This is a genomic window from Spongiibacter nanhainus (assembly GCF_016132545.1).
In the GTDB taxonomy this organism is placed as follows: domain Bacteria; phylum Pseudomonadota; class Gammaproteobacteria; order Pseudomonadales; family Spongiibacteraceae; genus Spongiibacter; species Spongiibacter nanhainus.
Window position 1 is genome coordinate 3,430,093 of sequence record NZ_CP066167.1, and the last position, 13,855, is coordinate 3,443,947.

The window sequence follows — 13,855 nt, forward strand, 5'->3', positions numbered from 1 at the left end:
TGCTTGTACCTCGTTGCGCGTCACACATTATTGTTGTTGTTACGCTCATTGTTGCTCATCGCCACGGCGGCTTGCCTTGCCCGGGACGGATAATCACGCTAGCACAGGGATCAACATTTAGTAAATATTTAAATTTATTTTTATAAATAGTTGTTACGTTGTTTTCTATTGCCGGGGCGCTATAATTTGCCGCCAAGACGTGTTAAAACCGCCACTCCGACTGCGAGCCTAGATTGAACCAGCCCCGAGCCAAGACCGACGCCTCGCCGCTTACAAAGCGACTGCCCGAAGCCTGGGAACGTTTTCGCGACAACCCCATCCGCCACCTCACGGCACTGGCGATTTACACCGAAAGTGCAGCCATGACCGCACTGAGCCAACAGGGATATCCCCAACTGGTGATGGCCTTTAGTGGCCCACTGAGCCTGCTGGCTCGCCGCCCCCGACGCCTCACCGAACTGGCCGATAACCTGAGCATGAGCAAGCAGCTGTGCCTGCAATCCTTAAGGCCCATCGAGGCTGCAGGCTACATACAGCGGCGGCCCGACCCGCAAGACAAGCGCGCCAAACTCCTGGAGCTGAGCCACAAAGGCAACAAACTGGTAAACGATGCCCTTGATGAACTGGCAACAATCAACAGTCACTTTGAAGGGCAACTTGGAAAGCGCCGCCTCGCCCAACTCAGCGCCGATACAGCGGCAGTGACAACGGCCAGACAACCAGCGGAATTTAGTGAAAATGGCCAGACCTTCGCCCCGACAATGCTCAGTGCGACCCTGGGCGCCCTCACCCGGAATATTCACCGACAACTGATGGAGGCAGACATCGCCGCCGGTCACACTCGGCTACAGCCCTCTTACGGCCAGGTATTGGTCAACATTGACCTCAGCGGCACGCCACTTGGCCACATTGCCCAGCAAAACCGTGTGTCCACCCAGGCGATCTCCCGTATCGCACGAGAATTAGAGGCACGGGGCTATGTGCAACGCCGCGCGGCACGGGAGGATGGCCGCAGCACCCGGCTCTACTTCACCTCACAGGGGCTTCAGCTGATCGTCGATTCTGTCGACGCCATGACGCAATTGGAAGACGAACTGAAAGCGGTACTGGGAGAAACGCGCTACCGGCGCTGGTGTGGCAATATCGGCGAGCTCTACCATGCCCTGTCGCTGGACCCAGGGCTCCTGGCGCCCTACTCCAGCGGCAGCGCGGAGGCCATCCTTGCCGGTGACCCCGGCCCAAAGACAGAGGGGACACCGGATACCGCGCCATTGCTGCGCCATTTGGCGGGCCAACTCCTGGCCCCCGGGCATTCCAGTGAAGAGGTCGATGCTCTGCTAATGGCCGCAGCCCAAGCCCCAGCCCTGGCGGGTGAGGACCAGGCCGCCATCGAGAGCAAGCTGGGGAAACGGGACACACAATCTCTGAACAGGCTGTTGGCGACCCTGCGGGCCTGATTCAGCCCTGAGGACGGCGGGCCAACAGTCGGTCCAACTGGTTGGCAAAAGCCTGCTTCTCCCGCTGCCCGTAGGCTGCTGGCCCGCCACTCTGAATGCCAGACGAGCGCATGGTATCCATAAAATCCCGCATATTGAGCCGGCTGAGGATGGTTTCTGTGGTGTACAGCTCGCCCCGGGGGTTCAAGGCTAAGGCCCCCTTCTCAATCACTTCTGCGGCCAGAGGAATGTCGGCAGTAATAACCAGGTCGCCGGGTTCTGCCCGCTCCACAATGGCATCATCGGCGACATCGAAGCCACTGGAGACCTGTAAGGCGCTGATTTGCGGGTCGGCCGGCACCTTCACCGGCTGGTTAGCCACCATGGTTAAGGCGACGCCCGTTCGCCGGGAAGCCTTAAACAACATATCTCGCACCACCGCGGGGCAGGCATCGGCGTCAACCCAAATTTTCATCACTATAAAGCCTTGGCAAGAATCGAATTTTCCGGAACCATCGTAGCGAATAATAATTTTACATAGAAACAATACTTTGGAGAGAGTGCATGACCCAGGAGGGGGTAGGTGGGGGATATTACCTGGTGGTCGGTGCCAGCGGTGGAATGGGGCGCGCCCTGGTGGATGCCCTGCAACAGCGCTCCCCCGGCCGTGTCATTGCCGTCAGCCGGCAACCGGCTCCCATCGAGTTCAGCGTCGACGATCAAGCTATTGCCTGGTTTCAGTGTGACAACAGCGAGATCGGCATAACAACCACCCTCGATCACCTGATTCCCGAGGGCGGGCACCTCGCTGGCGCCTTTATTTGCAGCGGTGTTCTGCATTCAGACAGCCTATGGCCAGAGAAGAAACTCGAAGATATTGAGGTCAACAACCTCCACTACCTGTTCCATCACAATACCGTGGTGCCGATGCTGTGGCTAAAAGCGCTGCTCTCGCTGGTGGGTGGCAATAAACCACGCTGCGTTATCACGGCCTTCAGCGCACGTATCGGCAGCATTGGGGACAATAAACTGGGTGGCTGGTACGGCTATCGCAGCACCAAGGCTGCCCTCAATATGCTGCTTAAAACCGCCGCTGTGGAATACGCCCGACGGGCCCCCAATACCAAATTGCTCGCCTTTCACCCAGGCACTACAGATACTGAGCTATCGCGCCCCTTTCAGGGATCTGTCCCTAAAGGAAAGTTGTTTTCCCCCAGTTTTGTGGCCAGACAACTTCTGGATATCACCGAGCAGCTTCCGACCGACCACACCCTGAGCTTTTTAGACTGGAATTGCGAGCCTATCGCCTGGTAGGCCCTACTCATCGCCCCCGGAAAATACGCATACCCCTCTACCAGTGCTTTTCATAGCATGGTGTAAAGAATCGCAGTGCTGCGTCTGCCCTTTACGGCCGTGGATGCCGCACCAAACCATGATAATGGCGGTATGCAACAGTTGACCGAGCACAACAGCCCAAGCGAGAACAGCCGTTCAAATGCAAACAAGGCGAACCCTGTCCGTAAGATGACGGCGGTGCGCGTGTTTTCTCTCGTTGTGGCTACAGTGGTCTTCATCGCACTATCTACTGGGGTTTTCTACCTCAGCGCTACCACCACCGAAAAATACCGGCAATTGCTTCGCGAGGAAGCCCACCGCGAACTGGGCCTGATTACAGCCCGACTGGAAGGCAATATAAAAGGGAATATTCAAACCGCTAAAGCGCTGGTGGCGGCCATCAATGCTCGCCCAGAGATGGATCAGGCTTACTTTTCGGCCTACGCCGCACCACTGTTTGACGGCGATGTGCAGTTGCGCAACATCGGCGCCACTCAGGATTTAACGATGCGCTTTGTATACCCGCTAGAGGGAAATGAAAGCGCTATCGGGCTGGATTTCCGGCAGTTACCAGATCAAATCGGCGCCCTCACCCAGGCCCGCCAGACCGGCCGCCCAGTGCTCGCGGGCCCCGTGAATTTAGTACAAGGGGGACGCGGGCTAATAGCGAGGATTCCGGTTTACATTAACCGGGGTAGTGACAAAACACTCTGGGGCACCATCTCGGCGGTTATCAGTGTCGACGAACTCCTGCAGGATAGTGGGCTGACAGACCCAGACTTGCCACTCAAGGTTGCAATACGTAAACCGGCGTCTATGAGCGAACCACACGGCTGGATTTACGGCGACCCCTCGGTATTTGATACAAGCAGCCAAGCCGTCACCTGGACCGTGGGCTTGAACTACAACACCCAATGGGAGTTGGCTGCAACGCCCAAAGGCGGATGGCCCACAACGGCCCCCGAAACAGACATACTGCTAACCATCAGCGGCGGCATAGCCCTTATTATATTTGTCGGCGTACTACTCCTGCTGCACTCCTTCCGTAAACAGCAGGAGAGTAGCGCCCTGCTGCGCTCGGTGTTCGACCTTGCGCCGATGGGTATTGCCTTAAACGATTTTGAATCCGGTCAATTCATCCAGTTCAACGACGAACTCTGCCGGGCCACCGGTTACAGCCGAGAAGAGATGGCAGTATTGGATTACTGGAGGCTTACTCCAGAGGAGTTCAGCCACCAAGAACAGGAACAACTCCGGCAACTCGAAACCCAAGGGCGCTACGGCCCCTACGAAAAAGAATACATCCGCAAGGATGGCAGCCGTTTCTCAGTATTGCTCAACGGCATCCTGATTCAAGATCATCGCGGACGCCAACTTATTTGGTCGATTATTGAGGACATCTCGGAACGACGCTCGGCACAAAGTGCTCTGGTGCGGCACCAGGAGATGCTGGAGTCGATGTCAGAACAGGTTCGCATTGGCGCCTGGGAACTGGACCTTAGTAGCGGGCATTACATTTGGTCCGACATGATCAGAAAGATCTTCGAAGTCGACGACAGCTTCTCTCTGGATAACGACAGCATGCTGTCGCTATTAAAGAACGATGCCGACCGACTGCAAATATCTGCAGCCCTGGCGAACTGCATTGAAACCGGCCAACCTATCCGCGAAGAGGTTCGAGCCATTGCCTCCAGTGGCAAAACACTGTGGATTCAGCTCACCGGTCAGGCCGAGTTTAAAAACGGTACCTGTACCCGCCTTTATGGATCGATCCAGGATATCGATGAGCGTAAGCGCATTGAAAAAGAGCTGACTGCTGCTCGGGACAATGCCGAGAACGCCGCCCAGGCCAAAAGTGCCTTCCTGGCCACCATGAGCCACGAAATTCGCACGCCAATGAACGGCGTACTGGGCATGCTCAGCCTATTGGAAAACAGCCACCTCGACTACGATCAAGAACGCAAAGTGTCCATCGCTAAAAACAGTGCCCGCTCGCTGCTGGCTCTGATCGACGACGTATTGGACTTCTCCCGGGTAGATGCCGGCAAACTGGCTCTGGAAGAGATCGATTTCAATGTACGGGAACTGGTCGAGGAGCTGTCGGAAAGCCTCGCCCTGCGCGCCCAGGAAAAAGGCCTGGAACTGGTACTGGATCTCACAGACCTCGACAATCACACCGTGTGTGGCGACCCGGCGCGACTTCGCCAAATCATTATCAACCTGCTGGGTAATGCCATTAAATTTACCGATAACGGCGAGATCGTTATTCGCGCGGCACTGAGCCCTGCCAACGATGGCTGGCGCCTGCACTGCTCAGTCAGCGATACGGGGATCGGCATAGCCGAATCCGACCTACCCAACCTGTTCAACACCTTTACCCAGATCGATGCCAGCACCACCCGCAAATACGGTGGATCAGGGCTCGGCTTGTCTATCTGCAAAAAACTCTGTGAACTGATGGGTGGCGACATCCGCGCCCACAGCGTGGTGGGAGAGGGCAGTAACTTTAGCTTCTCCCTGCCCTACCGTCGCGCCCATCACCCCCGCAACGAGAGCCTCCCTGATTATGCAGGTCGCCGTGTGCTCCTGGTGGACAACAACCGTTCACTGCGCAGCGCTTGCAGACACCAACTGGAGCACTGGGGCGCCACCATGATCGAGGCCGAAAGCGCAGAGCATGCCTTGTCACTGTGCGAAAGACTCAACAAGGCCGAGGGCAACACCCCGCCCTTTGACCTCGCCATCATTGATCGCCACATGCCAGGACTGGATGGCACCGAGCTGGTTCACTTCCTGCGCCAAGAGTCTCGTTTCGACGCCGTGCCCATGGTGCTGCTGGGCTCACAGAACAGTCACGGCGCCAACCAGCACCTTAGCGAACTCGGCTTCGACGCCTGGTTTGCCAAACCCTTGACCACCGCCGCACTGCGTGAGGCGCTGTCGTTAAAACGCAACAATCTGCCCAGCCGCGATACCGCTCGACCCACCGGCGCCAGTGCCAACCAGACAAGCAAAGTGCAGCGCAAGGTTCTACTGGTGGAAGACAATGCGGTCAATCAGGAGGTGGTCAAATGTCTGCTCGAGGAGCACGGCATCACAGTGGAAACCGCCAGCGACGGCCTGGAGGCGCTACACGCACTCAATGCTTCACCCGCCCCAAGCGGCTTCGATTTGATTCTTATGGACTGCCAAATGCCCCGCATGGACGGCTATGAAACCACCCGCCAGATCCGCAAAGGCGGCGGTGGAGAAAGTTACCAGCGCACCCCCATCATCGCGCTGACAGCCAATGCAATGCCCGGCGATCGCGAAAAATGCACGGCCTGCGGTATGGATGATTACCTGAGCAAGCCCATAGAGAGTGATAGCTTGTTTGCCAAGCTGCAGCAGTGGTTGGAATTGCCTGTCCAACCTCAACAAGCAGAGCCTCAGCAAGAAAAGTCCCAGCAGACCACTTCAGAGCTGCTAATGCCGCAGTCCTATAGCTCGGGCTCGAAAGATGCGGATCTACAATCCACAACGGGCATGCAGCCACCTCAGCAAACACTGGCTATATGGTGCGAAGAGCAGGCTCGGGATGGCGTTATGGGCCAGCAAAAAACCCTAAATAAACTACTGCAACTGTTCTGCGACCACGTACAAAAACAACTGAGCGATCTTGATGATGCCTGGAAAGAGCAGGACCTGGACAGAGTCGGCGATCTCGCCCACGCTGTGAAGGGAAGTGCGGGCCAACTCCAGGCATTGCGCCTGCGGGATACTGCACTGAAACTTGAGGCCGCAGCCAAAGACGGCAACACTGAGCTCACCAGTGAATTAAAAGACCGCTTTGAGTCAGATTGCCACGCCCTTTGCCAGCACTTCAGAGAGTACCTCGAAGAACGCGGCCACGACCTCGCCCAATCGGCCTAAACCCGCGCCGACAGTCTGCCGCTGTTAGCAGTCGCAAAAGCCAGTCCCAAGCGGGATAATACTCGAGGGCCTGTTACCACTAATTTCATTGGATCTGTTGTGACTAAAAATTCGCCAATCAAGGCGTGAGGAGAGATGTTTGGTTATCCCAAATGAACGACGAACAACGACGAGTGGTGGATTTTTAGCCACAACCCAAAGGGCTGGGGCCATTTTTGCCCCCAGCGTTGTTGTCGGTCGCTTATTTGGAATGACCAAACTGCGCTTCCTCCGCCTAGCTGGAGGCAAAAATGATCCCCAGCAGGCGCAATGCAATTAGTGGTAACAGGCCCCAGGTGAAACAACGCGCACTCGACATCGACACCCTGCTGTGGCGGCATCGCTCACTGTGGCAATTACCGGCCTACCACAAGCGGGCCGAGCCCTATTGGCAGGACCATTATCCAGGGCTTGCCGAACACTTACTGGCGCTTAGCGACGCAGAAGTGGCGTCGCTTGCCGCTGATGACCGCGCGCTGTTGCACTACCTGACGCCAGTTTTGGCAGACAGTGTGCCGCTACTTCAGCACATCGCACTGCCGAGACAGGACACGCTTCAGGAGCAGGAGCCGCCATCCGGGATTCCCGGGCGAAAATGGCAGCAGATTCGCGCATTTTGCCGCGCTCTGCCCGCTACGGCTGCCTCCTCAGGCACGGCGGTGGTGGACTGGTGCGCCGGCAAAGGCTACCTCACCGGCGCCCTCCATCAGCACTTAAATGCTCCGGCTGTAGGGCTGGAAATCGATCCGCGTCTGGTCCATGCCGGTAATCGCCGTCTCCCTCCCAAGGCCCGATTGGTTCAATGCGATGTACTATCGGGCAGCGTCGATCAACATCTGCATGCGGGGCAGCACTTGGCCGCGCTGCATGCTTGTGGTGGCCTTCACCACCGGTTGCTGCAACAGGCAGTGCTCAGCCAGGCCGCGCAACTGAGCCTCAGTCCCTGTTGCTACCACCGTTTTATTGAGAACTGGGTTACTTTGTCCGACACCCTAAAACACTCCCCGCTGGAGCTCCGGCGAGAGGATCTACGACTCGCCGTTCGCCAAACTGCCACGGCACGGCGGGGAGAGCAGCTGGCTCGACGAACCCTGCAAGCTTGGCAGCTGGGCTTTCGCCAAGCCCTGAGCGACAGTGGCAACAATCTTCCCGATCACCTTCCCGGCCTGCCGCAACCCGTGGCCAAAACCGATTTCGTGACCTTTAGTCGCAGCCTGGCCCGGCAAGCTGGGCTGCCTCTTCCCCCTGTTGACCGGCGCCACGAAGAGGCGGGCTGGCATTTACTGGCCCGCACCGAACGCCTGGAGCTGGCCGCCATGGCTTTCCGCCGGGCCCTGGAGCTTCGCTGCGTACTGGATGCGGCGCTATTTTTAGAGGAGCACGGATTCAACTGTGATATAGAGGAATTCTGCCCTCCGACGTTAACACCGCGAAACATCCTGCTACGGGCCTACCGTTAATTTATAGTAATGCAAAGCACTCTTATTTGTATTACGCTATACAAATAAGCGGTACTGAGAAGCCGCACCTACCCAACGACTTTGCCCACGGAACCGAAATGCCACGCCTGTATTGGAGCCCTCCTTACGTCACCGCTTTGTCTCTAGCGCTGACCGCCCCCGGCCTAGTAGCGCAACCTGCCGCACAAGGAGAGGGCACCGATCGGCCCCAACGCCTGGAGGAAATGGTGGTATTTGGCGACCCCTTACGCCGCCAGACCCTGGATACCGTATCCAGTATTAGCGTGGTGCCAGAAGCGCGATTGGATGCACAAAATATCCGCGACCTCTATGACCTGCTGCTGCGCACCCCTAACGTCAGCGCCGCCAAAGAGGACAAATTCTCGGTGCGGGGTATTTCCAACGAGGGCATCGGCCCCGGCGGCACCGGGCGTCCCACCGTCAGTGTGTTTATCGATGGCGCCCGGCAGCCCGGCCGGGGCGCCGGCAACACCTGGGATGTCGAGCAGGTAGAGTTTTATCGGGGCCCACAATCCACCGCCTTTGGCCCTGGTTCCCTGGCCGGCGCCATTGTGCTTAAGAGCCGGGCGCTGGACTACCAAGGCTACAGCGGCTCGGCCAAACTGGGCGCGGCCAACTATAGCGGTCAGGAGGCCGGTATCGCAGTGGGCGGCCCGCTTATTGACGGTGTGGCGTTCCGCTATGCTGGCGAGACCAATCAGACCGATGGCGAAGTCACCAACACCACCCTCGACGACGATGAATGGCAAGCCCGCAAACGCTACCTCAACCGCTTTAAACTGGGCTGGCAGGGCAACGACTGGTACAGCCTGGAACTGACCTGGCAGGACACCAAGCTCCGGGAAGGCACCGAGTACCTTCCCCCCGCCAATGCCGAGCGGCGCCGCTCCACCGACAACGTGAACGGCTTTTACGACGACGACAGTGAGCTGTTTGTTTTGCGGCAAATTCTGACTTTAAGCGATGCACTCGACGTGGAGCTGATCGCCAGTCAGAGCGAGAGTAACAGCGCCCGGCGCGGCGACTACGACGTCTCCGCCGAGGATCGGGGGCAATTTACCAACATCACCACCAAGGAAAACCAGGCCCTGGAATTGCGCCTGAATATCAGCACTGAACGACTGCGGGCGGTGCTGGGCGCCTACTACAGCGAGGACGACTTAATGGGCACCTCCGCCAATCGCGGGGTTAACTACAGCCTATCGGGACTGGAGGTCAAAGCCGATGCCGACCTAGCCGCCGATCGCAGCGCCGATACCCGCGCCCTATACAGCGAGGCCGATATCGATCTGGACAGCCGCTTCACCCTGACCCTGGGGCTGCGCTACGAAGAGAACGAGGCCGACAACCGCAGCGCCTTTATGGTCACCGGCGCCCAAGCCGTGGACCCCATCACCGGTACACCACTACCCGGGGATGTCGGACCGCTGCTGGCCGCGGTATTAGATGACGATACCTCTGCCCCCAGCGGTGACACCGTACTGCTGCCCAAGCTGGCCTTGAGTTACGACATCAGCGACAGCCTGAGCAGCTTTGTCAGCTTTACCCAAGGCTACCGGGCCGGCTCCGTGGACTTTGTCAGCGACGGTAACTCTCCCACCTACGACCCCGAGTACACCGACAACTACGAACTCGGGCTAAAATTCAGCCACCATAGCTGGTATGTGCAGGCCGCACTGTTTCGCATCGACTATCAGGATATGCAGGTGGGCGTGCGGGTCGACGCCTCTAACTTCCGCACCGACAACGCCGGAGAGGCACAGGCCCAAGGGGCCGAGCTGGAGTTTTCCGGTGACCTGGGTCTTGGCTTTAGCGTGTTTGGCGGCGTCGGCTATACCGAAACCGAATTCACCGACTACCAAGACGACGAGGTCAGCTTCGACGGCAAGCGCTTTCCCAACGCCCCACTGGCCACCGCCAATTTCACCCTACGCTACCAGCACAGCACCGGCTTCTTTGCCGACGCCAGCTGGAGCCGCACCGGCGGCAGCTTCACCGAACGGGAAAATACCCCTAGCTTGCGTGCCGACGCCCGGGACCTGTTTGGCGCCCGGGCCGGCTGGCAGGGCGAACAGCTTGGTGTTGAACTTTACGGCCAAAACCTGACCGATAAATTCTACGTCACCGACCGCTTTGTCAGTGAGTCACTGGGCATCAACGCCGCCTTTGTCGGCGACCCCAGGGAGTATGGCATTCGGCTGCACTACCAACTGGATTAGTCGGCCCAACGGCCACTTCCCCTGAAGCAACCAGACTTGGCAAGGCTTGCCAATCAGTTGTGTAATGACGGCTTCGGCGAATAACAGGGGGAGAACAACGTGGATTCCGAGTTGCTCACAACATTGGATCGCATTGCCGGTTGGATAATTGAATACAGTGCACTGGGCTTTCTGCTGCTGGTCGTCGCTGCGGTCATCACCATCGCGGTATTTTACTATCGGGACATCACCCAAACCCAACACGCCATCCGCCGAAACTACCCGGTGATTGGCCGCTTTCGCTATTTTTTTGAGCACCTTGGCGAATTCTTTCGCCAGTACTTTTTTGCCATGGACCGGGAGGAGTTGCCCTTCAATCGTGCCCAGCGCTCCTGGGTATACCGAGCGGCTAAAAACCTCGATAACACCATTGCCTTTGGCTCTACCCGGCCGCTAAATCAAAGCAATGAAGTGCTGTTTATGAACTGCGTGTTCCCCACTCTCAGCGCCGACGCGGTGCCCACCCATTCAGTGACAGTCGGCGAGGGCTATGCCCGCCAGCCCTACAGCAGCTCCGCGATCTTCCACATCTCGGGGATGAGCTATGGCGCCATCTCCAAGCCCGCCGTGCGCGCACTCTCCGCTGGGGCCAAAGAGGCAGGGATTTGGCTCAATACCGGGGAGGGGGGCCTGTCGCCCTATCACTTGGAGGGCGGCTGCGACATCGTGTTTCAAATTGGTACCGCCAAGTACGGCGTGAGGGACAGCGACGGCCACCTGAGCGACGAGCGGCTGCGGGAGATTGCCAGCCACGACCAGGTACGCATGTTCGAAATCAAGCTCAGCCAGGGTGCCAAACCCGGCAAGGGGGGAATTCTGCCCGGGGGTAAAGTCACCGAGGAGGTTGCCAAAATTCGCGGCATTCCCATCGGCCAGGATTCCATCAGCCCCAACCGCCACCCCGATATCCACGACGTCGACGACCTGCTGGAGACCCTGGCCCGGGTGCGGGAAGTCACCGGAAAGCCGGTGGGCTTCAAAGCGGTGATTGGCGAGATCGACTGGCTGGACGACTTACTGACAGCCGTTCATCGCCGCGGCTTGGCCTACGCCCCGGACTTTATAACCATCGACAGCGCCGACGGCGGTACCGGCGCGGCGCCGCAGAGTCTGATGGACTATGTCGGCTTACCCTTGCGCCGCAGCCTGCCGCTGGTGGTGGACAAGCTGGACGAGTACAACCTGCGGGGACGTATCCGAGTGATCGCATCGGGCAAAATGATCAACCCCGCCGAGGCGGCCTGGGCCCTGTGTGTGGGTGCCGACTTTGTGGTCAGCGCCCGGGGCTTTATGTTTGCGTTGGGCTGTATCCAGGCACTGCAGTGCAATAAAAACACCTGCCCCACCGGCGTCACGACCCACGACCCGGAGTTACAGCGCGGACTGGTGCCGAAGGACAAAGCCAAACGCGTGGCCCACTACGCCCACAACCTGATGCACGAGGTCGGGGTGATCGCTCACTCCTGCGGGGTCAAGGAAGCCAGGGCTCTACAGCGCCGCCATGTTTATCTGATTGACGAACGCGGCGTGCCCGAACCCCTGACCGATCGCTATCCGCAAAAAACCCCGCGCCCCGAGTATCTGATTGCCAGTAGCGAAGACCGGGAGTCCGCTTGATTCCTTTTTCAAAAGGACGCTGAGGGCTGTGTTAAAAAGACGCTGAGGGCTTCACATGGCGCTGACGGCTTCACATGGCGCTGAGGGCTCTGCTAAGAAACGCTAAGGGCTTCTTGCGCAGAGCTCTATCTTGCGCTGAGGGCTCTGTCATCTCGCCGTGCTAGTCGCGTCGAGCAGCGGTGGGTAAACTACGGTACTTTTTAACCAGGCTCGGATATGAACGCGCTGATTGCTGCCCTGGCGGGGGCAGCCCTGCCTTTTTCCCTTGCTCCCTTCCACCACTGGTGGCTGGGCATCGCCGCCATGGCCGGCTTGGCGATAGCACTGCGACAGGCGAGCCCCGGCCGGGGTTTTTTGCTGGCCTGGCTGTTTGGCTCGGTCAGCTTTGGCTTTGGAGTATCCTGGATATACGTGGCTATGCACGTGTACGGCGGCACTTCGGCCTGGCTATCCACCATCATGACCGGCGCCTTTTGCATTGCCCTTGGCTTAATTCCCGGACTGTTTGGCTACCTTTACTGCCGCTGGATTCGCGGCGGGCGCGCCGGCTCGGTGCTGGGCTTTGCCGCCCTGTGGGTGCTGACTGAATGGTTCCGAGGCTGGTTTCTTACTGGTTTTCCCTGGCTCTATTTGGGCTACGCCCACCTGGATACAGCGCTGTCGGGCTGGGCACCGGTGACCGGTGTATTGGGGCTGAGTTTTTGGGTAGCGCTGGCAGGCGCCGCCCTAGCAGAGCTGGTTTGGCCCAGCCATAGCCGCCGCCAACGCGCACTGCCCGCGGTCGCCGTCTTGGCGCTGGCACTGCTGGGCTACTCGCTGGGGCAGCTGTCCTGGACCAGCGCCAGCCCCAAAGGCACCCTGCAAGTTGGCGCCGTGCAACCCAATATCGCCCAGGATAAAAAATGGGCCTATACCGAGTACTGGGACACCCTGGACAAGCTCGACAAAGCCTCGGCGCCACTGTGGCCAGAGGTCGATCTGGTGATCTGGCCGGAGGCCGCCGTGCCGGCGCTCTACCACCAGGCTGCGCCCTTCTTTGACTATATCCGCGAGCAGGCCCAGGACCACAACACGGCCCTGATTACCGGCGTTCCTACCCGGGATGGTGAGGCGATGTACAACTCAACTCTGGTGGTGACTGGTGGTGAGGGGGTCTACCACAAGCAACGGCTGGTGCCCTTTGGAGAATATGTGCCGCTGGCCAGTCTGATCCGCGGCTTGATCCGCTTTTTTGATTTGCCCATGTCCAGTTTCAGCCGGGGAGCGGATCATCAACCACCCCTGCAAGCCGGCGGCTGGGCCTTCGCCTCCGCAATCTGCTATGAGATTGTCTATCCCGACCTGGTGGCCGAGGGGGCGGCTCAGGCCGATGTGCTGTTTACTGTCTCCAATGACGCCTGGTTCGGTGACACCAAGGGTCCTCACCAGCACATGCAGATGGCGCAGATGCGAGCCCTGGAAAATGGCCGGGAACTGCTGCGAGTGACCAATACCGGCATTACCGCCTTCGTCGATCACCACGGGCAAATCCGCCAGCGACTGCCGGCCTTTGAGCCGGGAGTCATGCAAGGGGAAGTCCACGCCCGCCAGGGGCTGACACCCTTTGCCCGTTGGCGCTCGCTGCCAATCGTGCTGCTGTGCGCAGCAATAGTGATTATTGCCGCCCTCTCCCACCGGCGCCGATAGGCGCCCCCCTGGGCAAACTGCTAAACTACCCGGCTGCTGTCTATAGTCATGGCCTACACCGATGGCGCCGCCGATAGGCGCTAGCTGCCAC

General features: G+C 58.8%; 8 protein-coding genes. 7 read left to right on the forward strand and 1 reads right to left on the reverse strand.

Features of this window, described 5'->3' with window-relative positions; genetic code table 11:
• Positions 1 to 233 precede the first annotated feature (233 nt).
• Positions 234 to 1,457 (forward strand): MarR family winged helix-turn-helix transcriptional regulator, encoded by a 1,224-nt coding sequence (locus tag I6N98_RS15730; RefSeq protein WP_198569271.1) that lies wholly within the window; start codon positions 234 to 236, stop codon positions 1,455 to 1,457.
• A 1-nt stretch (position 1,458) separates the two neighbouring features.
• Here the strand turns inward: I6N98_RS15730 and I6N98_RS15735 are convergent, their stop codons facing one another.
• A complete protein-coding gene (locus I6N98_RS15735; RefSeq protein ID WP_198569272.1) occupies positions 1,459 to 1,911 on the reverse strand; it encodes a YaiI/YqxD family protein in 453 nt (150 codons plus the stop codon).
• Between the two features lie 89 nt (positions 1,912 to 2,000).
• Here I6N98_RS15735 and I6N98_RS15740 point away from each other — a divergent pair, with 89 nt between their 5' ends.
• The 6 genes from I6N98_RS15740 to lnt all read left to right on the forward strand — a co-directional run bounded on the left by I6N98_RS15740 (position 2,001) and on the right by lnt (position 13,764).
• On the forward strand, positions 2,001 to 2,750 hold the full coding sequence (locus tag I6N98_RS15740; protein WP_198569273.1) for an SDR family NAD(P)-dependent oxidoreductase: 750 nt from the start codon (positions 2,001 to 2,003) through the stop codon (positions 2,748 to 2,750).
• A gap of 225 nt (positions 2,751 to 2,975) precedes the next feature.
• Positions 2,976 to 6,683, forward strand: a complete 3,708-nt coding sequence (locus I6N98_RS15745) for a response regulator (protein ID WP_198569274.1) — start codon at positions 2,976 to 2,978, stop codon at positions 6,681 to 6,683.
• A 335-nt stretch (positions 6,684 to 7,018) separates the two neighbouring features.
• Positions 7,019 to 8,182 (forward strand): methyltransferase, encoded by a 1,164-nt coding sequence (locus I6N98_RS15750; protein WP_198569275.1) that lies wholly within the window; start codon positions 7,019 to 7,021, stop codon positions 8,180 to 8,182.
• A gap of 98 nt (positions 8,183 to 8,280) precedes the next feature.
• Positions 8,281 to 10,422 carry a TonB-dependent receptor gene (locus I6N98_RS15755; RefSeq protein ID WP_198569276.1) on the forward strand — a complete coding sequence of 714 codons (2,142 nt, stop codon included), beginning with the start codon at positions 8,281 to 8,283 and terminating at the stop codon, positions 10,420 to 10,422.
• Between the two features lie 99 nt (positions 10,423 to 10,521).
• Positions 10,522 to 12,078, forward strand: coding sequence for an FMN-binding glutamate synthase family protein (locus tag I6N98_RS15760; protein WP_232787372.1), 1,557 nt, complete (start codon positions 10,522 to 10,524; stop codon positions 12,076 to 12,078).
• A gap of 216 nt (positions 12,079 to 12,294) precedes the next feature.
• Positions 12,295 to 13,764 carry an apolipoprotein N-acyltransferase gene (gene lnt, locus I6N98_RS15765; RefSeq protein ID WP_198569277.1) on the forward strand — a complete coding sequence of 490 codons (1,470 nt, stop codon included), beginning with the start codon at positions 12,295 to 12,297 and terminating at the stop codon, positions 13,762 to 13,764.
• Positions 13,765 to 13,855: the final 91 nt, after the last annotated feature.